The sequence below is a fragment of the Mesorhizobium sp. M0152 genome (genome assembly GCF_040322415.1).
Taxonomy (GTDB): Bacteria; Pseudomonadota; Alphaproteobacteria; order Rhizobiales; family Rhizobiaceae; genus Mesorhizobium.
Map to the genome: position 1 here is coordinate 122,276 of NZ_JAMYTH010000008.1, position 21,699 is coordinate 143,974.

At 62.9% G+C, this 21,699-nt stretch carries 27 protein-coding genes, 1 other RNA gene and 1 pseudogene; 11 read left to right on the plus strand and 18 right to left on the minus strand.

From position 1 onward, the window contains the following. Window positions 1–6 precede the first annotated feature (6 nt). The 3 genes from NKJ26_RS11350 to NKJ26_RS11360 form a co-directional block, all read right to left on the minus strand. Entirely contained in the window at window positions 7–201 is a 195-nt protein-coding gene (locus NKJ26_RS11350) for a type II toxin-antitoxin system HicA family toxin (protein WP_352600456.1), read from the minus strand. A gap of 61 nt (window positions 202–262) precedes the next feature. Then, window positions 263–709: a GNAT family N-acetyltransferase gene (locus tag NKJ26_RS11355; RefSeq protein ID WP_352600454.1), complete on the minus strand. Its 447-nt coding sequence runs from the start codon at window positions 707–709 to the stop codon at window positions 263–265. A gap of 90 nt (window positions 710–799) precedes the next feature. Next, on the minus strand, window positions 800–1,639 hold the full coding sequence (locus tag NKJ26_RS11360; protein WP_352695319.1) for an AAA family ATPase: 840 nt from the start codon (window positions 1,637–1,639) through the stop codon (window positions 800–802). Between the two features lie 138 nt (window positions 1,640–1,777). Between NKJ26_RS11360 and ssrS the strand changes: the two genes are divergently transcribed. The 7 genes and pseudogenes from ssrS (at window position 1,778) to NKJ26_RS11395 (ending at window position 5,752) form a co-directional block, all read left to right on the plus strand. Next, a non-coding RNA gene (gene ssrS, locus NKJ26_RS11365) (6S RNA) lies at window positions 1,778–1,933 on the plus strand. A 94-nt stretch (window positions 1,934–2,027) separates the two neighbouring features. Further along, on the plus strand, window positions 2,028–2,615 hold the full coding sequence (locus NKJ26_RS11370) for a 5-formyltetrahydrofolate cyclo-ligase (RefSeq protein ID WP_352695320.1): 588 nt from the start codon (window positions 2,028–2,030) through the stop codon (window positions 2,613–2,615). A gap of 64 nt (window positions 2,616–2,679) precedes the next feature. Continuing rightward, window positions 2,680–3,504, plus strand: coding sequence for a TIGR00282 family metallophosphoesterase (locus NKJ26_RS11375; RefSeq protein WP_352600450.1), 825 nt, complete (start codon window positions 2,680–2,682; stop codon window positions 3,502–3,504). Window positions 3,505–3,578: 74 nt separating this feature from the next. After that, window positions 3,579–4,340 (plus strand): TerC family protein, encoded by a 762-nt coding sequence (locus tag NKJ26_RS11380; RefSeq protein ID WP_352600448.1) that lies wholly within the window; start codon window positions 3,579–3,581, stop codon window positions 4,338–4,340. A gap of 11 nt (window positions 4,341–4,351) precedes the next feature. Further along, window positions 4,352–4,480, plus strand: a pseudogene (locus tag NKJ26_RS11385) (transcriptional regulator); the annotation flags it as partial. A gap of 213 nt (window positions 4,481–4,693) precedes the next feature. Then, entirely contained in the window at window positions 4,694–5,443 is a 750-nt protein-coding gene (locus tag NKJ26_RS11390) for a YebC/PmpR family DNA-binding transcriptional regulator (RefSeq protein ID WP_352600446.1), read from the plus strand. Between the two features lie 12 nt (window positions 5,444–5,455). Then, window positions 5,456–5,752, plus strand: coding sequence for an Rdx family protein (locus tag NKJ26_RS11395; protein ID WP_352600444.1), 297 nt, complete (start codon window positions 5,456–5,458; stop codon window positions 5,750–5,752). A 16-nt stretch (window positions 5,753–5,768) separates the two neighbouring features. Here the strand turns inward: NKJ26_RS11395 and NKJ26_RS11400 are convergent, their stop codons facing one another. Next, window positions 5,769–5,915, minus strand: a complete 147-nt coding sequence (locus tag NKJ26_RS11400) for a glycine zipper domain-containing protein (RefSeq protein ID WP_352600524.1) — start codon at window positions 5,913–5,915, stop codon at window positions 5,769–5,771. Window positions 5,916–5,986: 71 nt separating this feature from the next. After that, window positions 5,987–6,466 carry an anthrone oxygenase family protein gene (locus NKJ26_RS11405; protein ID WP_352695321.1) on the minus strand — a complete coding sequence of 160 codons (480 nt, stop codon included), beginning with the start codon at window positions 6,464–6,466 and terminating at the stop codon, window positions 5,987–5,989. Between the two features lie 167 nt (window positions 6,467–6,633). Between NKJ26_RS11405 and NKJ26_RS11410 the strand changes: the two genes are divergently transcribed. Continuing rightward, window positions 6,634–7,275 carry a TetR/AcrR family transcriptional regulator gene (locus NKJ26_RS11410; RefSeq protein WP_352695322.1) on the plus strand — a complete coding sequence of 214 codons (642 nt, stop codon included), beginning with the start codon at window positions 6,634–6,636 and terminating at the stop codon, window positions 7,273–7,275. A gap of 277 nt (window positions 7,276–7,552) precedes the next feature. On the opposite strand, the gene rpmE is transcribed toward NKJ26_RS11410, so the two are convergent. Beyond that, on the minus strand, window positions 7,553–7,774 hold the full coding sequence (gene rpmE, locus NKJ26_RS11415; protein ID WP_006327661.1) for a 50S ribosomal protein L31: 222 nt from the start codon (window positions 7,772–7,774) through the stop codon (window positions 7,553–7,555). A 206-nt stretch (window positions 7,775–7,980) separates the two neighbouring features. Between rpmE and NKJ26_RS11420 the strand changes: the two genes are divergently transcribed. After that, on the plus strand, window positions 7,981–9,780 hold the full coding sequence (locus tag NKJ26_RS11420) for an ABC transporter transmembrane domain-containing protein (protein WP_352695323.1): 1,800 nt from the start codon (window positions 7,981–7,983) through the stop codon (window positions 9,778–9,780). A 228-nt stretch (window positions 9,781–10,008) separates the two neighbouring features. Here the strand turns inward: NKJ26_RS11420 and NKJ26_RS11425 are convergent, their stop codons facing one another. The 3 genes from NKJ26_RS11425 to NKJ26_RS11435 all read right to left on the minus strand — a co-directional run bounded on the left by NKJ26_RS11425 (window position 10,009) and on the right by NKJ26_RS11435 (window position 12,054). Beyond that, entirely contained in the window at window positions 10,009–10,224 is a 216-nt protein-coding gene (locus NKJ26_RS11425; RefSeq protein ID WP_352695324.1) for a PIN domain-containing protein, read from the minus strand. After that, window positions 10,221–10,502, minus strand: a complete 282-nt coding sequence (locus NKJ26_RS11430; protein ID WP_352695325.1) for a hypothetical protein — start codon at window positions 10,500–10,502, stop codon at window positions 10,221–10,223. The genes NKJ26_RS11425 and NKJ26_RS11430 overlap by 4 nt, the downstream gene beginning before the upstream one ends. 64 nt (window positions 10,503–10,566) lie before the next feature. Then, a complete protein-coding gene (locus NKJ26_RS11435; protein ID WP_352695326.1) occupies window positions 10,567–12,054 on the minus strand; it encodes a carboxypeptidase M32 in 1,488 nt (495 codons plus the stop codon). Window positions 12,055–12,196: 142 nt separating this feature from the next. Between NKJ26_RS11435 and NKJ26_RS11440 the strand changes: the two genes are divergently transcribed. Then, window positions 12,197–12,550: a DUF1304 domain-containing protein gene (locus NKJ26_RS11440; protein WP_352600430.1), complete on the plus strand. Its 354-nt coding sequence runs from the start codon at window positions 12,197–12,199 to the stop codon at window positions 12,548–12,550. 96 nt (window positions 12,551–12,646) lie between these two features. Here NKJ26_RS11440 and NKJ26_RS11445 read toward each other — a convergent pair whose 3' ends face one another. The 9 genes from NKJ26_RS11445 to NKJ26_RS11485 form a co-directional block, all read right to left on the minus strand. After that, entirely contained in the window at window positions 12,647–13,678 is a 1,032-nt protein-coding gene (locus NKJ26_RS11445) for a peptidoglycan -binding protein (protein ID WP_352695327.1), read from the minus strand. Window position 13,679: 1 nt separating this feature from the next. Next, window positions 13,680–14,705: a MotA/TolQ/ExbB proton channel family protein gene (locus tag NKJ26_RS11450; protein WP_352600426.1), complete on the minus strand. Its 1,026-nt coding sequence runs from the start codon at window positions 14,703–14,705 to the stop codon at window positions 13,680–13,682. 463 nt (window positions 14,706–15,168) lie between these two features. Beyond that, a complete protein-coding gene (trhA, locus tag NKJ26_RS11455; RefSeq protein WP_352600423.1) occupies window positions 15,169–15,861 on the minus strand; it encodes a PAQR family membrane homeostasis protein TrhA in 693 nt (230 codons plus the stop codon). Between the two features lie 103 nt (window positions 15,862–15,964). Then, a complete protein-coding gene (locus NKJ26_RS11460; RefSeq protein WP_352600421.1) occupies window positions 15,965–16,765 on the minus strand; it encodes an inositol monophosphatase family protein in 801 nt (266 codons plus the stop codon). A 141-nt stretch (window positions 16,766–16,906) separates the two neighbouring features. Then, complete coding sequence (gene efp, locus NKJ26_RS11465) at window positions 16,907–17,473, minus strand: elongation factor P (protein WP_352600419.1); 567 nt, start codon at window positions 17,471–17,473, stop codon at window positions 16,907–16,909. Window positions 17,474–17,585: 112 nt separating this feature from the next. Next, window positions 17,586–17,903 (minus strand): UBP-type zinc finger domain-containing protein, encoded by a 318-nt coding sequence (locus tag NKJ26_RS11470; protein ID WP_352695328.1) that lies wholly within the window; start codon window positions 17,901–17,903, stop codon window positions 17,586–17,588. A gap of 323 nt (window positions 17,904–18,226) precedes the next feature. After that, the gene (locus tag NKJ26_RS11475) at window positions 18,227–19,222 is read right to left on the minus strand and encodes a tetratricopeptide repeat protein (protein WP_352695371.1); all 996 of its coding nucleotides are present in this window, start codon (window positions 19,220–19,222) and stop codon (window positions 18,227–18,229) included. A 46-nt stretch (window positions 19,223–19,268) separates the two neighbouring features. Beyond that, window positions 19,269–19,916, minus strand: coding sequence for a thiamine phosphate synthase (locus NKJ26_RS11480; RefSeq protein WP_352600413.1), 648 nt, complete (start codon window positions 19,914–19,916; stop codon window positions 19,269–19,271). A 145-nt stretch (window positions 19,917–20,061) separates the two neighbouring features. Then, window positions 20,062–20,967, minus strand: coding sequence for a DMT family transporter (locus NKJ26_RS11485; RefSeq protein ID WP_352695329.1), 906 nt, complete (start codon window positions 20,965–20,967; stop codon window positions 20,062–20,064). 132 nt (window positions 20,968–21,099) lie between these two features. Here NKJ26_RS11485 and NKJ26_RS11490 point away from each other — a divergent pair, with 132 nt between their 5' ends. Then, window positions 21,100–21,579, plus strand: a complete 480-nt coding sequence (locus NKJ26_RS11490; RefSeq protein WP_352600409.1) for an Lrp/AsnC family transcriptional regulator — start codon at window positions 21,100–21,102, stop codon at window positions 21,577–21,579. The last annotated feature ends 120 nt before the right edge of the window (window positions 21,580–21,699 follow it).

A 21,699-nucleotide genomic window follows, 5' to 3' on the forward strand; every position in this document is an offset into this window, starting at 1 on the left:
TTGTCCTCAAATCCATCCAGCCAGCCGAGCGATCGACCGAGCGACACCGGGAGATTGTTCACGATGACGAGGCACGATGATCATCACCTCAGGCCTGTCCGGATGCTCATACTTGTCGTGCTTGCCGCCGCTGACGCTTACCCAACCATCGCGCAAAAGCCTTGTGACAATCTTGCGCGTGTTGGTTTCGATCAGCGGCATCGGCGTCCTCAACCATGCGCAATATATTGCGTAAATACAGCGGTTTCAATCGTCGATCTTGCTACAATAGATCATATTCGATGAACCCCGTGCGCCGCGCCACATGGTCGTAGAGCTTGCGCGCCGTGGCGTTGGTCTCATGGGTCATCCAGTAGACGTTCTTGACGCCGATCTTGCCGGCTTCCTGCTTCACCGCTTCGATCAGGGCAGCGCCGATCCCCTTGCCGCGCACTTCGGGGTCGGCGAACAGATCCTGCAAGTAGCAGTTGTTTTTCTCAGACCAGCAAGAGCGATGATACAGATAGTGCGTGAGGCCGACAGCCTTGCCGTCGAGGATGGCGACGAAGCCCTTGGGCTCGAACTCACCTTCCGTGAACAGGCGCTTCCAGGTGACCTCATAGACGTCTTCGGGCAGCTTGGTTTCGTAGAAGGTAAGGTAAGCGGTCCAAAGCCGGCGCCAGTCGGCGTGGTCGGATTGAGCGAGCGGACGGACGGTGATCTCGGTCATTTCATTTCCTCCAAAGTCTTCGGATGAACCTGCCTTTCTGTTCTGTGGGCGGCAACGGTCCACAGCGGGGAAAGCGCTACTGCTGCCGCCCTATTGCTGCCTTCTTGCCATGAAGGCCAGGCGCTCGAACAGATGCACGTCCTGCTCGTTCTTCAGCAACGCGCCATGCAGCTTGGGCAGCGCGTTCTTCGGGTCGGCGCGCAGATCCTCCGGCGCAATGTCGTCGGCGACGAGCAGGCGGATCCAGTCGAGCGCTTCGGAGGTCGAGGGCTTCTTCTTCAGCCCTGGCACGTCGCGGATCTCGTAGAACTGGGTGAGCGCCGCGCGCACCAGATTCTGCTTGATGCCGGGGTAGTGGACGTCGACGATTCTGTGCAGCGTATCGACGTCGGGAAAGCGGATGTAGTGGAAGAAGCAGCGGCGCAGGAAGGCGTCCGGCAGTTCCTTCTCGTTGTTGGAGGTGATGATGACGATCGGCCTGACCGTGGCGCGGATGGTCTCGCCGGTTTCGTAGACGAAGAACTCCATCCGATCCAGTTCCTGCAACAGGTCGTTGGGGAATTCGATGTCGGCCTTGTCGATCTCATCGATCAGAAGCACGACCTTCCTGCCGGCCGCGAACGCTTCCCACAATTTGCCGCGTTTGATGTAGTTTTTGATGTCGTTGAAGCGCTCGTCACCCAGCTGGCTGTCGCGTAGCCGCGAGACGGCGTCATATTCGTAAAGACCTTGCTGCGCCCTGGTAGTCGATTTGACGTGCCACTCGATCAGATCGAGGCCAAGGGCGGCCGCCACCTGGCGGGCGAGTTCCGTCTTGCCGGTGCCGGGCTCGCCCTTTACCAGCAAGGGCCGCTCCAGCGCGATCGCCGCGTTGACCGCCACCATCAGATCCTTGTCGGCGACATAGGACGCCGTGCCTTCGAAACGCATTTTTGCTCCTTGGTTCGCGCCAGACGACCGTAGGCAGCAGGCCTGGTCCGCGCAAGGGTGAGTGGGCGATGGAAAGAATGGCATCTCTCTGTGTGCATCTCACTGGCGCTTGGGGAGTCACGGGCCTATATTGGGGCTGACGGTCTGCGCTTCCCGGCAGGAGACACATTTCCCCGGGGCCTTAACGATCCTTAGGGAGCTGTCCCTGGGAAGACCCGTGGGTTTTCTCACACGGCACCCACCTACTTTGTAGGCACCCGGGATCGACTTCTCCACCGGTCGTGTGGATCGTCGCTTATTGCCTGCATCCGCGCATTTCGGCGGATGTTGCGGTAGAAAACGTCGCTCCTAAAACGTCATCCAAATCTGACCTTTCTATCGTCTGGGCATGACCTCCTCAAAAGACTTGAAAAAAGAACTTCGGCTCGGAGCACTCGGACGCCGCGATGCGCTCGACGAGTTCTGGCGGGTGGAGGTCGCCCTTGAAATGGCCGAGACGGCGCGTGATCACCTCGCCGTCGAGCCGGGGCAGATCGTCTCCGGCTTCTGGCCGATGCGTTCGGAAGTCGACGTCCGGCCGCTGATGTTCGCCTTGCGCGAGAAAGGTGCAAGGCTTTGCCTGCCCGCCATCCTCGACAAGACCACCATCGTCTTTCGCGAGCTTGTGCGTGGCGCGCCGATGGTCGAAATGGGCTTCGGTACGATCGGCCCGCATGAGCAAGCCGAGGTGCTCGACCCCTCGGTGATGCTGGTACCGCTCGCCGCCTTCGATGCACGCGGCCATCGCATCGGCTATGGCGCCGGCTATTACGACCGCGCCATCGCCAGGCTGGTCGACAAGGGGCAGCAGCCGCGGCTTGTCGGCATCGCCTTCGACTGCCAGGAAGTGGAGCTGGTGCCGAATGAGGAGCACGACGTGGTCCTCACCGAAATACTCACCGAGAGCGGGTTGCGCCGCTTCGCGCCAAAATTGTAGATAGTTTGTTTATCTCTAGATGCGTGATCTTTTCCGAAAGGGCATGCAGCTTTTCAGGACCTAGATGAGACTCCTTTTCCTCGGCGACATGGTTGGCAAGACGGGACGCACGGCGGTTTGGGAACAACTGCCTGGCCTGATCTCGGATTTCGGACTGGATTTCGTTATCGTCAACGGCGAGAACGCCGCCGGCGGCTTCGGCATCACCGAAGAGATCTTTCGCGAGACGATCGCGGCCGGCGCCGATGTTGTCACCACCGGCAACCATGTCTGGGACCAGCGCGACGCGCTGGCCTTCGCGCCGCGCGAGGAGCGCTTCCTGCGCCCGTCCAATTTTCCCAAGGGTACGCCCGGACGCGGCTCCGGCGTCTACATCGCCAGGAGCGGCGCGCGCGTGCTGGTCGCCAACATCATGGGCCGGGTGTTCATGCATCCCGAACTCGACGATCCATTCCAGGCCGGCGAACGCGAGCTTGCCGCCTGTCCGCTCGGCGAGCAGGCGGATGCGGTGGTCATCGACTTCCACGCCGAGGCGACCTCGGAAAAAATGTGCTTCGCGCATTTCGTCGATGGCCGCGCCAGTCTGGTCGTCGGCACCCACACGCACCAGCCGACCGGCGATCACCAGATCCTCAATGGCGGGACCGGTTACATCTCCGACGCCGGCATGTGCGGCGACTACGATTCCTCGCTCGGCATGGACAAGGAAGAGCCGCTCAACCGGTTCCTGTCGAAAGTGCCGAAAGGGCGCTTCGAGGCAGCGACCGGACCGGCGACCTTGTGCGGCGTCGGCGTCGATATTTCCGACCGCACGGGACTGACCGAGAGGATCGCGCCGTTTCGTCGCGGGCCGCGGCTGGAGGAAACCGCACCATCCTTCTGGTTGTAACATTGATATAGGCGCACGCAGTACCTAACTGGCGGCGACACTGCTCTAGATCGTTACAAGAGGGGACGACCTCCATGCAGCTTTTCGAGTTCCTGGCGCCGCATTTTCAATTCGTGTCCGACCCAACGGCCTGGGTCGCGCTGCTGACGCTGGTGGTGCTGGAGATCGTGCTCGGCATCGACAATCTGATCTTCATTTCGATCCTGACCAACAAGCTGCCGGTGGCACAACGGGCCCGCGCCCGCCGGCTCGGCATCTCGGCGGCATTGATCATGCGGCTGGTGCTGCTGGCCACCATCTCCATCATCGTCCAGCTGACGACGCCGGTGTTCACCGCTTTAGGCCACGGCTTCTCGTGGCGCGACCTGATCCTGATCGCCGGCGGCCTGTTCCTCGTCTGGAAGGCGACGAAGGAAATCCACCACACGGTCGACCCCGATGACCACAAGGATACGATGCTCGGCGAAACGCTGCAGATCTCGCTCGCCGGCGCCATCTTCCAGATCCTGCTGCTCGACCTTGTCTTCTCGATCGATTCGATCATCACCGCGGTCGGCATGACCGACGAGATCGCGATCATGTACATTGCCGTCATCGTCGCGGTCAGCGTCATGATGCTGGCGGCCGGGCCGCTGGCGGACTTCATCGCCAAGAACCCCAGCATCGTCATGCTGGCCCTGGGCTTCCTGCTGATGATCGGCATGACGCTGATCGCCGACGGCATGGGCTATCACGTGCCAAAGGGCTACATCTACGCGGCGATGGGTTTTTCCGCGCTGGTCGAGGGGCTCAACATGCTGGCGCGGCGCCGCAAGAAGGCGGGCGGCGGACATTGAGCTATGACCACCAAGGCCGCGAGCGCTGGAACCATCTCGACGCGCTGCCGATCAAGCACATCCACGACCGCTGGATCAGCCAGTATGCCGGCCATGCGCTCGGTATCATCGACCGGCTGAAGCCGGACCTCGAGGCGTGAGCGGTTGTTGCTGCTCTGATCGTGCTTCGCGAACGCGGCGCGGCTGGACGAATTGAGCCGATTTATCTATAAGCCGGCCATTCCGACAGAGAACGCCGTGCTTCCGCGAGTTGCACCCGGGACGCTCTGAAATTTTGAATTCGAGCATTTTTGCGAATATCGGGCAATGTCGCCTGGCCGCAGCATGCTCTAGCCGAACACGACAGGGGTGCCATGGCTGGCCATTCACAGTTCAAGAACATCATGCACCGCAAGGGCCGTCAGGACGCGGTGCGGTCGAAAATGTTTTCCAAGCTGGCGCGCGAAATCACCGTCGCCGCCAAGAGCGGCACGCCCGATCCATCGATGAACCCGCGCCTGCGACTGGCTATCCAGAACGCCAAGGCGGTGTCGATGCCGAAGGACAACATCCAGCGTGCCGTCAACAAAGCCTCGATGGGCGACGCCGAAAACTATGAAGCCGTGCGCTATGAGGGCTACGGCCCAGGCGGTGTCGCCGTTATCGTCGAGGCCTTGACCGACAACCGCAACCGTTCGGCGTCGAACGTGCGTGCCGCCTTCACCAAGGCAGGGGGGGCAATGGGCGAAACCGGTTCGGTGTCGTTCATGTGGGACCGCGCCGGCGAGATCTATTATCCGGCATCGGCCGGCAGCGCCGACAAGGTCATGGACGCGGCGATCGAGGCCGGCGCCGACGATGTCGAATCGGACGAGGAAGGCCACACCATCTATTGCGCGTTCGAGAGCCTTGGCGAGGTGTCGAAAGCACTGGAAGGTTCGCTCGGCGAGGCCGAATCGGTGAAGCCGATCTGGCGGCCGCAGAACAATGTCCCGGTCGACGAGGAACGGGCACAGTCGCTGATGAAGCTGGTCGCCACACTAGAGGACGACGATGACGTTCAAAGCGTCTACGCCAACTTCGAAGTCGACGACGAGACCATGGCCAAGCTCAGCGCGGCGTGAACAAAGCCTGACATGACCGAAAATCCGCTGCCCACCATCCGCATCACCTATTGCACGCAGTGCCAGTGGCTGCTGCGTGCCGGCTGGATGGCGCAGGAACTGCTCTCCACCTTCGGCGCCGATCTCGGCGAAGTGGCGCTGGTGCCCGGCACCGGTGGCATCTTCACGATTTCCTGCAACGACGTGCTGGTCTGGGACCGCAAGCGCGATGGTGGCTTTCCGGACGCGGCCAAGCTCAAGCAGCTGGTCCGGGACGTGATCGATCCGGATCGCGATCTCGGCCATTCCGATCGAAAAACAAAAGCCTGAAGATCGCCGGCCGTCACTAACGTCGCCAGGCCCCGAGAGCGGCGCCAACGGCAATGCCCATGGCTATGCCCGTGGGCAGGTCGTCGAGCGCGGCGCCGATCGCCGCCCCGACGCCAACGCCGATTGCCATGCCGAAGCCCATGTTCGAGTATTGATCCTTCAAGGCGTGTCTCCCGGACGATCCACCTGATCTTTTCGGGGCGGAGACCCCATGCCGTCGGCTTCCGCTCGTCGTCAACGCGCGGCGAACCAGAAGGATGCCAGCGCTGCTATGCCGGTGAGAGTACGGACATGGTTCCACATCACCCACTCATCGAGGTAGCGCGACCACAGGCTAGCGCCTTCGCTGCTGGCTGGATCGACGGCGGCGAGTGCGTCGTTGAGCGGCACGTTGAAGAGCATGGTCACGATCGGGTTGCCGACGATGTAGATCAGCGCGCCGGCAAGCAGCCAGAACGAGCCCGGCTGGTTCCAGCCGATGATCGCGCCGGCGATGAGCACGAGGCAGACCAGGCCGGTGCCGAAAAGCGCGGTCATGAATGCCGGGGTGATGACGGTGACGTTGATCGAATTCATCGCGGCGATGCCGCCTGCTGCCGGCAAGCGGGCGAGCGCCGGCATGACGAAGTTGGAAAAGGCGAAGAACACGCCGCCGACAATGCCCGAGCCGACCGCAGCGAGGAAGATCAAGGTGGGGAGAAGTTTCGTGATCATGTCAGTGCTCCATTGGCCGATTTGCCGCGGTTTCGGTTGAATGCGTCGCGACGCGGCGACGAACTGGCTTCCTCTGCATCAAAACATGAGATGTCCTCACATTTGCAAAACGTGATAAACCCTCGTATTTAGCGAGTCAAGCAATTTTGTCGGATCGGGAGCCAGTCATGGACGACACCGCCACGCACATGTCCCCCCAAGAGCAGATCGCTTCGCCGCGCCGGGCGCCGAGCCAGCGGCGCAGCCGCGAGCGGGTCGAACGCATGCTGGCGGCGGCCTCGGCACTGATCGCCGAGCAAGGCAGCGATGCCATGCGCATGGGGGAAGTCGCGGAACGGGCGGGGGTGTCGATCGGTTCGCTCTACCAGTTCTTTCCGGACAAGCGGGCGATCATCTGGGCGTTGGCCGAGCGCTACACCGCCGAGAGCCAGGCCTGTATCTCTGCGGCGCTCGCCGGCGTCAGCGACGCCGAGGGCCTGGGCCAAGCGTTTTCGGAACTGGTCGATATCTATTACGCGCTGTTCCTGGCCGAGCCGGTGATGCGCGACATTTGGTCGGGGACCCAAGCCGACAAGGCGCTGCGCCAGCTCGAACTCGCCGACAGCCGGGCCAACGCCGAATTCCTCACAAAGGTACTGAAGCGGCTGCATCCCAGCGCCGATCCGGTGGCTCTCGACACATCGGCACTTCTCGTCTGGCAGATGGGCGAGGCGGCTATGCGGCTGGCGATCTCGGTCGAGCGGCAGGAGGGCGACAGGCTGGTCGCTGCCTACAAGCGCATGGCGCTACGAGAATTGCTGGACAGGTAGAATGCTCCCACCCTCCCTCTCGTGGGTGGGTCGCTGCAAAGCAGCGGGGTGGGGGCGGCGCCAGCCCCCCGGGGGGGGGGGGGGGGGCGGCCGCAGCACGGGGGGTGGGGCCCCCAACCCCCGGGGGGGGGGGGCGGCGCCAGCCCCCCCGGACCTTCGGTCCGACCTCCACAAGGGGAAGGTAGGGCGCGACCGCCAGCTTGAGGCGAGCCACCTCGTCGCAACAAAAACCCGCCACCAGGCGGGTTTTTCTGATCTGCGAAAGGCCGGGTGCGGCTTAGAGGCCGAAACCTTCGAAGCGCTTCTTGAACTTCGACAGGCGGCCGCCGCGGTCGAGCAGGGTCTGCTGGCCGCCGGTCCAGGCCGGGTGGGTCGTCGGGTCGATATCGAGGTTCATCGTATCGCCTTCCTTGCCCCAGGTCGAACGGGTCATGTATTCGGTGCCGTCGGTCATGACGACCTTGATGGTGTGGTAGTCGGGATGGATATCGGTTTTCATCGCTCTGTTCCTGGCTTGCCGGCGCGGCTGACGGGCATAAGCCTGCGTCGATGCGCCCCTTTTTAAAACTCGAAGCCGCAGCTATTGAGGAGCCACGGCTTCTAAAACGGTCGGCGAGCCTATACATCAGCCGGAATTGAATCACAAGGCCGCGGCACGCGCATATTGAGGCGCATACGCTCAAGGCGGCTAGAGGAAACACTGGGATGGCGCAAACCAGCAGCGCAGACGAGCGCCGGCGCTCGCTCAAGCCGCTCAGACGTCTGTTCCCCTATATCGGCCGCTACCGCAAAATGGTGGCCGGCGCCGTCATCTCGCTGACTGTCGCGGCGGTGACGACGCTGGCGCTGCCACTTGCCGTACGGCGGATGATCGACCACGGATTTACGCCTTCCGGCACGATCTTGATCGCCGAATATTTTGCCGCGTTGGTGGCGATGGCCGCGCTGCTGGCGGCGGCGTCGGCCGGCCGCTACTATTTCGTCATCACGCTCGGCGAGCGCGTCGTCGCCGATATCAGGCGCGACGTCTTCGCGCACGTCACCACATTGTCGCCGGCCTTCTTCGACAGCGCTCAATCGGGCGAGATCGTGTCGCGGCTCTCCGCCGACACCACGCAGGTCAAGTCGGCTGTCGGCGCCACCGCTTCGGTGGCGCTGCGCAATGTCATCCTTGGCCTTGGAGCCGTGGCGATGATGGTCGTCACCAGTCCGAAACTGTCCGGCCTGGTCATTGCGGCCATACCCGTCGTCGTCCTGCCGCTGGTCGCCTTCGGCCGATCGGTGCGGCGCAAATCGCGGCAGGCGCAGGACACGTTGGCGGAGGCGACCGCCTATGCCAGCGAGCAGATCGGCGCGGTGCGCACGCTGCAGGCCTTCACCAACGAAAAGCTGGTCACCGGCCACTTCTCGGGCGCGGTGGATGCCGCTTTCGAGGCAGCGCGCGCCTCGATCTTCGCGCGCTCGTTCCTCACCTTCTTCGCCATCTTCGCCATCTTTTCCTCCGTCGTGGCGGTACTGTGGTTCGGTTCGCGCGATGTTCTCGACGGCACGCTGTCTCCCGGCACGCTCGGCCAGTTCCTGCTCTATTCGGTGTTCGCCGCCGGCGCGCTCGGCGCGCTGTCCGAAGTCTGGGGCGAACTTGCGCAGGCGGCCGGTGCCGCCGAGCGGCTGACCGAGATCCTGGCCGAGAAGCCGGCGATCCAGGCTCCGGCCGATCCCAAGCCGCTGCCGGCAGCCGCCAAGGGTGCGATCGTTTTCGACGCCGTATTCTTCTCCTATCCGGCAAGACCCGATCGCGCCGCCGTGCATGGCTTGAGCTTTGAGGTAATGCCCGGCGAGACGGTGGCGATCGTTGGTCCGTCGGGCGCCGGCAAGAGCACGGTCTTTTCGCTGATCCTGCGCTTCTACGATCCGGAAGCAGGCAGGATCCTGATCGATGGCGTCAACGTGCGCGAAGCCGATCCTGCTTCGGTTCGCGAGCGCATCGCCATCGTGCCGCAGGACGTCACCATTTTCGCGGCAAGCGCGCGCGACAATATCGGCTTTGGCCGGCCGGGGGCCAGCGATGCCGAGATCGAAGCGGCGGCCAGGGATGCGCTGGCCGATGAATTCATTCTCAAACTCGACAAAGGCTATGCCAGCCAGCTTGGCGAGCGTGGCGTGACGCTCTCCGGCGGCCAGCGCCAGCGGGTGGCGATCGCCCGCGCCATTCTGCGCGACGCGCCGATCCTTTTGCTCGACGAGGCGACTTCGGCGCTCGACGCCGAGAGCGAGACGCTGGTGCAGACGGCACTCGAGCGGCTGATGCGGGGCCGCACCACCATCGTCATCGCCCACCGCCTGGCAACGGTGCTGAAGGCCGACAGGATCCTGGTGATGGATGGCGGAAGCATCGTCGAGGAAGGCACGCATCAGAGCCTGGTCACCAAAGGCGGCATCTATGCGCGACTAGCCAAGCTGCAGTTCGAAACCGGTGCCAGCGCCTTCAGGGGCGCGGCCGAGTAAAGAAAAGAAGGCGTCAGTTGGCTCGCCAATCCTTCAGCAGCACGACGCTGCCAAAGTGCGAGGCCTTGGCAAAGTGGCGCTGATCGGCCGTAACAAAGGTGGCGCCGCGTTCTATCGCCATTGCGTGATAGATGCTGTCGAACGAGGTAGGACAACCATTGCCGGGCACGGCTGATGTGGCAATTTTCTCCGCCGTTGCCAGATCCTGCGCCGTCGGCTCTTCGATCGCTAGCCCAGTTCTCGAAATTGGTCGAAAAGCTGGCCAACCGTCGCGAGCGGCAATTCGACGTGCAACGCGTCCGAAAGAGCCTCGTACAGCACCACCGACGGAGCAAGATAGCCTTGGCCCTGGTCCACCATGTGATCGATCAAGTTGCGAGCTGCCTGGCTGTCTTCTTCCTGCTTGAAAAGTTTCACGAAGACGGAAGCGTCGACGATGATCATTTCCTGGGGCCGTCGAGGATGTCAGGGGATCGGCCGTCCCACTTCACGCGCTGAGCGTGCAGAAAGTCGGTGGTGCTTTCGCTTTTGGGGTTGGCTCCGCGCGGCAGGTCATCCAGGGTTTTCTTGAGGCGCTTGACGGCGACTGCGCGCAACGCTTGATCGATTGCGGTTTCCACGAAACGTGACCTTTCGCTTTTTGGAACTTCGTCCTCAAGCCGGTTCTTTATTTCTGCGGCGATCGAAAAAGTAGCGCGCTCCTTTGGAGGGGAAATTCCCACGATGCGTTCTCCCAATTCCTCACACTAAAATATATGCGCTGAGGATATGAAACGCTAATGCGGCTCACGCGGCTCCATAGCGTTTGCGTAAATGTTCGGTGAAATACACGGCGTTGAGCTTTTCGCCGGTGGCGCGTTCGAGCAGGTTTGGCGTCGACCAACGTGATCCCTGCGACCAGATTCTGTCGCGTCGCCAGGCGTTGATCGCTTCGAAATTGCCTTTGGCAAGATCGTCGTCCGTGGAAGCATGCTCGCGCGTCAACGCCGCCCATTGCTGTGCCGCCATCATCGCGCCAAGCGTGTAGGAGGGGAAATAGCCGAAGGCAGCACCCGGCCAATGCACGTCCTGCATCGGCCCGTCGGCGGGATTGTCGAGGGTTGAGAGGCCGAGATAGTCGCGCATCTTGGCGTCCCAGGCCTCGGGCAAGTCGGCCACCTCCAGCCTGCCCGAGACGAGTTCCTGCTCCAGCTCGTAGCGCAGGACGACATGCAGCGGGTAAGTCACCTCGTCGGCATCGACACGGATCAGGCCGCGCTCGACGCGATGCACATGCGGCAGGATATCATCCAGCGTCCAGGCTTCGCCGAGATGCTTTTCCACGACCGGCAGCGCCCAGCGCCAGAAGGCTGGATTGCGGCCGATCTGCTTTTCGACGAACAGGCTCTGGCTTTCATGCACCGCCATGCCGCGCGCCTTGCCGAGCGGCCAGTGCGACCACGCCTTCGGCAGGTTCTGCTCGTAGAGTGCATGGCCGGTCTCGTGCAGCACGCCCATCAGCGCCGACAGGAAATCGGAAGTCTTGTAGCGGGTGGTGATGCGCACGTCGCTCGGCACACCGCCGCAGAACGGATGGTGCGACACCGACAGCGAGCCGTGCGTCAGGTCGAAGCCGACCGCCGCCATCATGGCAAGGCCGAGTTCGCGTTGGCGGTCGATCGCATAAGTGCCCGAAAGCGGCTTCAGTGGATGCTTGCGCAGCCGCGCTTCCTGGATCGCCAATGCTTCCGGCACGAAGCCTCTCAGGAAACTCTTCAGGTCGGCGAACACAGGAGTGATGTCGGCGGTGCGGTTGCCGGGGTCGTACTGCTCCATCAGCGCGTCGTAGGGGGCGAGACCGAGCACGTCGGCACGCAGAGCCGCTTCTTCGCGCACCAGCGCCACCACGCCCTCGAGCGCAGGCTGGAAGCCGGCCCAGTCGTTCTTGGCGCGCAGGTCGCGCCACAATTGCTCGCAACGCATGCGCGCCGTCGTCTGGCGTTCGACGAATTCGACCGGCAGGCAGGTCAGGTTGGTGTATTGCCGCCGCAGCTCGGCCAGGGCAGCCCGCTGCTGGTCGTCGAGCACCTCGCCTTCGGCCGCGGCGATCCAGTCGGCGATCTCCGGCGCGGTCGCCCTTGTGTGATACATGCCGGCCAGCGCCGACATCGCCTCGGCGCGCTTCTCGCCGCCGCCGACGGCCATGTGGGTCGCTTCATCGGCGCCGAGGATGGCCAGCGCATGCTCAAGTGCTTCGAGCTTGTGGCCGAGGTCGTCGAGTTTCTGAAAGGACATGGCTGCTTCCGTGATTGGGGACGGCGCGAAAAGATACCAACGCAAGAGCGTTTGCAACCCTCGGGCGCCGCTCGTCATATGCGTCTTGCGCTGGCGAGCCGACGCGTGAAATGCTGCCGACGACACATGAAGGGGGAACGGAATGGTCGGCAACATCCTGGTCGGGCTCGTGGCCTTGATCCATGTCTACATCGTCTACCTGGAGATGGTGCTGTGGGACACACCACGCGGACACAAGACGTTCCGGTTGACGCCGGAATTCGCCAGCGCCTCGAAAGTGCTCGCCGCCAATCAGGGCCTCTACAACGGATTTCTCGCCGCCGGCCTGATCTGGGGGCTTTACCTCGGCGCGGCCGGTTTTCAGGTCAAGGTTTTCTTCCTGGCTTGCGTGGCCATTGCCGGCCTCTATGGCGCCGCCACGGTTGGCCGCAAGATCCTGTTCGTCCAGACCGTGCCGGCGGTGGTCGCCCTGATTGCGGTGTGGCTCGGCTGGTAGGGAAAGGACGCCGGCGGGACCAGGGCCTTGCCGGCATCGATTACGCCCTGCAGTTGAACCGACGAACAGATTCGCGTGATACTGCGTGATGATAGGTCAACGTTCGGTGAGCTTCAGTTCAATACGGCGGTTCTTGTTGCGCGCCTCTTCGGTGTCTGCGGGGTCGAGCGGCTGGAACTCGCCGAAGCCGGCGGCAACCAGCCGGTTGGCCGGCACGCCGTTCTCGATCAGGAACTTCACCACCGAGGTCGAGCGCGCCGTCGACAGTTCCCAGTTGTCGCGATAACGGCCGGTACCCGACAGCGGCTTGTTGTCGGTATGGCCGTCGACCCGGAGCACCCAGCTGATCTCGGGCGGGATCTCTTTTTGCAGCTCGATAATGGCGTCGGCGAGCTTTTTCATCTCGACCTTGCCGGCGTCGTTGATCACCTCGGAGCCGGTCGGGAACAGCACTTCCGACTGGAAGACGAAACGGTCGCCGACGATACGGATGTTCTCACGGTCGGCGAGGATCTCGCGCAAGCGGCCGAAGAAATCCGAGCGGTAGCGATTCAGTTCCTGCACACGCTGCGCCAGCGCCACGTTCAGGCGGCGGCCGAGATCGGCGATCTTGGTATTGGAATCGCGGTCGCGGGCTTCGGAAACGTTGAGCGCATCCTCGAGCGCGCCGATCTGCTTGCGCAATGCGGCGATCTGCTGGTTGAGGATCTCGACCTGGCTCAGCGCCTGCTGGCTGATCTGGCGCTGGCTGTCGAGTTCGCCCGAAAGAGCCGTCGCGCGCTGGTTGGCGGCGTCGCCGGCGCCCGCGCCTTGCGCCAGCAACTGTTCGAGGCGGCTCTTTTCGGCTTCCGCCGCCGACAGCGACGCCTGCAGATTGGCGAGCGAATCCTCCTTGTCCTGCGCCGTCGAGCGCTCAAGCGCCAGCAGTTGGGTCAGTTCGTTGATCTGCGAGTTGAGGCGCGAGAGCGCCGTGTCCTTGCCGGAGATCTCGCGGCCGAGCAGGAACTGCGCCAGCACGAAGACCGTGAGCAGGAACATGATGGCCAGCAGCAGCGTCGACAGCGCATCGACGAAACCCGGCCAGTAATCGATGCGGCGGTCGGTACGCCGGCCCCTGGCGAGCGCCATGCTAGTGGACTCCGGGCTTCTTCAGGGCGTCGGCGATCTTTTCCAGCGTGGTGCGCATGGCCTTCTGTTCATCGGACTGGGCCTCGACCCAGTCGCGCATGATCTGCTGCTCGGAGCGCATGTTCTTGACCAGGCCGGAAATGCCGTCGGCGAGATTGGCCATCGCGGTGGCGACGCGCGGGTTCGAGCCGCCGCCGTTCTCCTGCATGCTGCGCAGTCTCTCCGACAGCAGGCGGATCTCGTCGGAAGGTTCGGTCCTGGCCGAGTCGGAAACGATGATGTCGGACGATAGATCGGTGACCGAGGACAGCCAGTTTTCGAGCTCGGTGTAGAAGCGGGTCTGGGCGCGGCCGGCCTGCAGATCGAGGAAGCCAAGCACCAGCGAACCGGAGAGGCCGAACAGGGAGGACGAGAAGGCGGTGCCCATGCCGGCCAGCGGCGCCGACAGCCCCTGCTTCAGCGAATCGAGCACCGCGGCCGCGTCACCTGTGCCAGGATCGAGCGATTCGATGGTTTCGCGGATCGAGCCGATCGTGTTCAACAGCCCCCAGAAGGTGCCGAGCAGACCGAGGAAAACCAGCAGGCCGACGAGATAGCGCGAGGTGTCGCGGCTTTCATCGAGACGCGTGGCGATAGAATCGAGCATCGTCCGCATCGAACTGGTCGAGAAGGCCATGCTCGCGGAGCGTCCGATCATCGCCTTCATCGGTGCCAGCAGCACCGGTTCGATGGTCTCGGAGCCGGCGCGGAAAGAGTTGACCCACCGAACTTCGCGAAACAGTCGCCCGACTTGGACGAAGGCCAGCAGGATACCGACGACGAGCACGCCGACGATCAGGCCGTTCAGCCCAGGATTGGTTACGAAAGCGGTCGAGATCTGGCGGGTCAATATAGCGGCAATAAACGCCACTATGGCCAGGAAGATGACCATGGTCAGCAGGAAGACCTGCGGGCTCGACAGTTTATGTGGATCGTAGATCAGGACGTCGGAGCGTCTGCCCATGCCGAAGGATCTGAGAAAAGCCATCCGTGCCCCGTTTCCGATGCCGCTGCCGCCGATCACGTAATTCGCGACTCTAAACGGAATTGTGACCAAATTGAATGGCGCTGGCAATATTGCCAGTTAGAGCGCCAGGGCAACGAATCCCGGTTAACGGGCTGCTCTGGAGCGTTGCCGGCGCGTTGGTTGAGAAGCATCAAACGAAAGACCTGCCTGTGCCGCGGGTCCTTGGCGCAAATCTGCACCATGGGCAAATATGTACCATAGCTGCACTCACCCTGTCAAGAAAAAATTCCTATCATGAAAAGCTGCGGGCACAAAAAGCTGTCGGCACCGCCGGTGTTGTCCGTCATCAGGCATTTTTCTAACCTGGAGTTCGGAGCCCTGGTTAGAGCGCCGTGCGTCTGATTGGACGCGCATGGCTGCTCCAGCACCATGGATCAGGTCGGCACATGATCCCTATCCGGACATTCCGAGATCACGTGCACCATCAGAGGTGATTGATGACCAGGCAGTCGACCATGGCTGCCAAATGCAGGCCGGCGCCGGTGACGACGAAGCCGTGCCACAGCGCATTGTGGAAGCGCAGCCCCTTCCAGGCGAAGAAGATGACGCCGCAGGAATAGACGATACCACCGGCGACGATGAGCACGATCGACGTCGTCGGCAGCGTCTCGACGAGCGGCCTGACCAGGATGATGCCGCTCCAGCCGATGGCGAGATAAAAGAGAATGGCCAGCCGGTCGAAGCGGCCGGGGAGAAACACCTTGATGGCGATGCCCGTTGCCGCCGCTGTCCAGACCAGGACGATCATCCAGCTGGCCAGCGGGGAACCGTCGAGCTGGGCGAGAAAAGGCGTGTAGGTGGCAGCGATCAGAAGATAGATCGCGGCGTGATCGAAACGCCGCAGGACCCATTTGACCGGCGACGACACCGGCCACAGATTGTAGGCCAGCGATACCGAAAGCACGGTGAGCAGCGAAACGACATAGAAGGCGGCGGCGATATATTCGCCAGGTCCGACCCGAAACGCCGCCAAGGCCAGCAGCGTCGAGCCGGCCGCGATCGCCAGCACGATGCCGACGGCGTGGACGATGCCGTCGGCGATCATCTCGGCGCGCGAATAATGCCAGCGTCCGATGAACGGGATGTCGATGTCGGGGGTGGGCCTGATGTCGTTCACTGCCGTGTTCCTGCGCCGCCCATCACAATCTGGGCGCTCGCCGGGCAGTATTTCAAGTCTTGTTTGCGGTTTTACGACTGCGGCGCTTCAGCGCGGCGGCCGGTCAGCGCGACGTGAGCGGTCTTTTTACCGTCTTGAGCAAAGCGCGCTGGATCACTTCGTTGCCGGCGACCACCGAGCCGTTGTCGAGCATGTCCTGTCCGCCATCCATGTCCGAAACGAAGCCACCCGCCTCGCGGATCAAAAGCAGGCCGGCGGCCATATCCCATGCGGCCAGGCCGGTTTCCCAGAAGCCGTCCATACGTCCGGCGGCGACATAGGCGAGATCGAGCGAAACGGCACCCATGCGACGGACGCCGGACACTTCCGCCATGACATTGCGCAGTTCGACGAGGAAATTGCCGTGATGGCCGCGTCCCAGATGCGGCACTCCGCAGCCGACCACGGTGTCGACCAGCTTGGTGCGGCCGGCGACACGCAAACGCCGATCGTTCATGAAGGCGCCGCCGCCGCGCTCAGTGGTATAGAGTTCGTCCATCGCCGGATTGTAGATGACGCCGGCAACGATCTGGCCCTGGCGCTCCAGCGCGATCGAGACCGCGAAGAGCGGAATGCCATGCAGGAAATTGGTGGTGCCGTCGAGCGGGTCGACGATCCAGCGGTGCTGGCTGTCATCGCCTTCGACCACGCCGCGCTCTTCCATCAGGAAGGAATAGCCGGGCCGCGCCTTCGACAGTTCGGCAAAGACGATGTCCTCGGCCTTGCGATCGGCCTGGCTGACATAATCGCCCGGCCCCTTCATCGAGACCTGCAGGTTCTGGACCTCGCCGAAGTCGCGCGACAGCGAGCGGCCGGCCTTCATTGCGGCCTGGACCATGACGTTGAGAAGGGCTGAGCGTGCCATATTGTTGAAACTCCAAAAGCCTGGGGTGGATCAACCTAAATTGGATCGCGGCCCGGCTTCATCTGCTTGTCTTTTCACGCATGATCTTGCCCGAAAGTCTGCAACTTTTTGCTGCGCTGACCTTCGGTTCGAGATCATGCTCTAGTCGGCGCGGCGCACATAGGTGATTTCGTTGGTGTCGACGATGATGCGCTCGCCGGCGCCGATGAATGGCGGCACCAGCACCCGGATGCCGTTTTCCAGAATCGCCGGCTTGTAGGAAGATGCCGCCGTCTGGCCTTTCACCACCGGATCCGCCTCGGTGATGGTCAGCGTGACATAGTCGGGCAACGAAATGCCGATCGGCCTGTCCTCATAGAGCTGGACCGTCACCATCATGCCGTCCTGCAGGAAAGCGGAGCGATCGCCGACGAAATCCTTGTTCAGTTCGAGCTGTTCATAGCTCTGGGTATCCATGAAGACCAGCGCCTCGTCCTGTTCGTAGAGGAAGGAAAAATCCTTCAGGTCAAGCCGGATTTGCTCGACCGTCTCGGCCGAACGGAAGCGTTCGTTGAGCTTGGTGCCGTTGATGAGGTTCTTCAGCTCGACCTGGTTGTAGGCGCCGCCCTTGCCGGGCTTGACGGTGTTGGTCCTGACCGCCACCCAGAGGCCGCCATCGTGCTCGATGACGTAGCCGGGACGGATTTCGTTGCCATTGATCTTGGCCATGATGGTGTGATCCGGGAGTGAGATTTTCGCGGAGAGCGCGATTTTCGGCTCCCAAGACCACAAAACACCCGAAGAGGCAAGCTGAGGCTGAGCGACAGTGCCGTGCAAAGGATCAGTCGAAGCGTGGAATGGTGCCGCGCTGCGGTGTCTTGTCCTGCGAGAAATCGAGCATGACCTCATCGACGTAACACCAGCCCCAGGTCTCGGGAGGGTCATAGGCTTCGATGATGGGATGGCTGGTCGCATGGAAATGTCCGGTGGCGTGGCGGTTCGGCGAACTGTCGCAACAGCCGACATGGCCGCAGGTCCGGCAGAGCCGCAGGTGCACCCACCAGGAGCCGATCTCCAGGCATTCCTCGCAACCCTCGGCACTGGGCGTCACCTTGCGGATGGAAGCGCCATGCGTGCATTGCTTGCCATGCGAAGCCATGTTGTCCTTTCCTCGCTGCCAGCGGGTGCGATGCCGCCACAGGCACCGGCGATTTCACCGATTGATAACCGCGCCAACCGCCTCGGCAATGGCGTCGGCGACCGTTGCCAGCCGATGGATATGTGGCGACCGCATGATAACGACCTGCATGGAAAGGTCGAGGTTTCCGTTTCGACCAGCACAACACCCTCCGGCATATGTCGCCGGAGAAGGCGCTCAGGCATCAGGCCGAGGCCATGGCGGCGGCCTTTCACCATCTCGAGCAGGGCTCACCCTTCGGCAAGGTCGTCCTCGATCATACGCGGTGATTTCGCGCACCGCCGTCAGGGCAGGCGGTTTGCCTTCTGCAACGCCTGCTTGGTCTGGTCGTCGCTCAGTCCTTGCAGAAAATCGTCCATCTGCGGATCGATGAGGCCGGCGCGGCGGGCGACGATGTACCAGGCGCCGGCAAGCACGAGATCGGGGTCGGTGCCGATGCCGCCCATGTAGAGTTTTGCCAGGCGGTTCTGGGCGGCGACATTGCCGCCTTCCGCCGCCTGCTTCATCCAGCCGAAGGCCGATTTCAGGTCGCGTCCCCCGCCGCGTCCCTCGATCATCCAGGCGGCGAGATCGATCTGTGCCGTGTCGTAGTTCTGCCGTGCCGCCTGCGCCAGCAGGCGCCGTGCCTGTGCGTCGTCTCGCGGCTTGCCGCCGACGCCATTGGCGTAGATTTGCGACATCGCATATTGCGCATCGGCGAGGCCGGTCGCGGCGGCGCGCTCATAGTAGGAAACCGCTTTGGCCAAGCCCGCGTCGCCGGGATCCTGCTGGACCAGCATCTGCGCGAAATTGAACTGCGCCAGCCGGTTGCCGGCTTCGGCGGCGGCCTGCATCAGCGCGTAGGCCTCCTTCTCGTCTTTCTTGACGTAGCGGCCGTCGAGCAGCATCAGGGCGTATTGGAACTGCGATTCCGGCACGCCCTGTTCGGCGGCGAGAGCATACCATTTCGCTGCTTCAGCTGAATTCAACGGCACGCCCAGTCCGCGCGACAATATCTCGGCCACCAGCGTCTGTGCCGCCGGGTCGCCATTTTGCGCCCGAACCAGCGCGAGGTTGTAGGCCGTCTTGTAGAGCCCGCGCTGGAAGGCGCCATAGGCAGCGTCAGCCGGCTTGGCGCCGAAGCGATCGGGATTGACCGCGTCGACCGTCGGCAGCGGGGCCGGCTCGGTGGTGGTGGCGGGCTGCGGCAGCTGCTTTTCGATCGGCTTGTCGGCGTGGGCGCCGGCAGCCGGCTTGGACTGCGGCAGGGGAATCGTTTCGGCGGCGGCGGCCTGGATCATGACCGCGGCAAGCAGGACCTGAAGGGGAAACGTCGCCGCAGCCACGTCAATCCTCGAAGCGTGGCGCGGTTTCGTCGAGCAGGGCGTTGGCGCGGGCGATCGCCGCTTTCGGATCGACGCCATCGGCGAACACCGCGCTCGACAGCGCGACGAACTCGGCGCCGGTGGCGGCGACTGCTTCTACGGAGGCGAGATCCGACCCGGCCATGACGATGCAAGGGATCTGGATCATCCGCGCCCACCATTCGCCCAGCGACAGGTTGCGCGGATGCGGCTCGGGCTTGTTGTCGTAGCCGAAGCGGCCGAAGAAGATGTAGTCGGGCCTGGTTTCACCGAGTTCGAGCGCATCGTCACGCGTCTTGGCGCCGCCGGCGCCGACCATCATTTTTGCCTGCAAGTGCTCGATCGTCTCGGCGAGTTCGGCCTTGGAGACCTCGACATGGATGCCGTCGGCCTGGACGCGGCCCGCTATGCGGGTGTCGCCGGCGATGATGACAGCCACGCCCGCTCCCTGCGCTGCCGGCACGATCTGTTCGGCAAAGGCCTGGAAGGAAGCCTCGTCCATGCCGTTCTCGGGCAGGATCAGCGAGGCGACGTCGCCGCCTTCGAACGCGGTCGCGATGCGGGCCGCCGACACGCCAGGCGGCGCGATCAGCACGATGCGACAGCGATTGGGGGGCGTTGCGTCATTCATGGTTGTTCGGTCCCGAGTTTCGCCTATGCCGGGCGAAGATGGTTGGATTGCGGCATAGAGCAAAGTGCCCGCTTTGAACAGGCGGGCAAGCGGGATCGTGATTTGGCCGGCGCTCAGCCGCCGGGCTGCGTCATTTGATGCTGCGTCATTTGATCGGGTGCGGGCCCACGGTGGACGGTCTCGGTTTCCACAGCTTCCAGCCGAGATTCATGCCGGCGGCGGCGATCAGGATGGCGGTGGCGCCGACGATTTGGGTTGGATGCAGCCGATGGCCGAAAGCCACCACATCGACCAGAATGGCGACGACGGGATAGATGAAGGACAACGATCCCTGAAGATGCGTCGGGAGCTTCTGGATGGCACCGTACATCAGGATGTACATCAGGCCGGTGTGGACGATGCCGAGCGTCGCCAGCATGGCCCAGCTCCACGGATCAGTGGGAAGCTGCGAAAGTTTGGCGAAGGGCGCCAGCATGACGACGCCGACACAAACCTGGATAAGCGCTATCAAATGCGGCGGCGTGCCCTTGAGCTTCTTGGTGACGATTGCCGCGACGGCCCAGAAGAAGGCCGCGGCCAGCGCCATCAGGATGCCGGCAAAATAGTTCGTGCCGACATCACCGGCATCGGGCGCGGCTTGAATGATCAGCACCATGCCGGCGAAGGCGATGGCCAGCCAGGTCAGCTTAGTCAGGGTCAGCCGCTCGGCGAAGAACAGCGCGCCGAAGCCGACCAGCATGAAGGGCTGCGTGTTGTAGACAGCGGTGGCGATCGAGATCGACGCGCGCGAGAAGGCGCTGAACAGGAGCAGCCAGTTGATAACGATGGCGGCGCCGCCGAGCGCGGCGATGCAGATGACACGCAGCGACAATCTGTTTCGCAGCAATCCCAGCGACGCGCAGATGACGAGCAGCGTCAGCGCGCCGAATGCACAACGCCAGAACACCACATCCATGATCGGCTGGCCGGACAGGATGACGAACCATCCGATCGTTCCCAGGATCGCCATTGCGGCGGACATTTCGATCGTGCCACGCGCTGTCTCGTTCACAACAAACCCTCCGAATTCTTCGATGCCGGATAATCTCATGCCGTTGCGGCGCTTTCCATCGAATTAGAAAGGTGATAGCGGTGAATGGCCTAATCATATTAGGCTAAGGTCGCGAATTTGTGAGGAATGTAAATGCTGGACGATCTCGACCGAGGTCTGCTCGAAATCCTGGTCAAGGATGCGCGCACTTCATTGAAGGACCTGGCCAGCCAGGTCGGGCTGTCGTCGCCAAGCGTTTCGGAGCGGCTTCGCCGGCTTGAGGAGCGCGGCGTCATCCGGGCGTTCACCGTGGAGATCGATCCGCTGGCGCTCGGTTATACCTTGCAGGCAATCGTGCGGATCCGGCCTCTGCCGGGCAAGCTGCATATCGTCCAGAAGCTGATCGAGGAAATCCCCGAATTCGGCGAATGCGACAAGGTGACGGGCGACGACTGCTTCGTCGCGCGTCTGTTCGTGCGCTCGATCGGCGACCTCGACGGCATTCTCGACCGCATCGCCGACAAGGCGGAGACCAGCACCGCCATCATCAAGGCGCAGCCGATCCGGCGCCGGCCGCCACCGCTTGAGGCAGCCTCGCCTCGCGACCGGGCCAAGGTCTTGCAGACTTCCTGAACAAGACCAGGTGAACCGGCCTGGCTTCAGGGCTCAGTGCCGGATCGTTTGCTGCGGCCATGCCTGTTTTTGCTGTCGCTCCGCTCGGCAATCTGGGTTATTCAGGCGTTGACGCGCTTT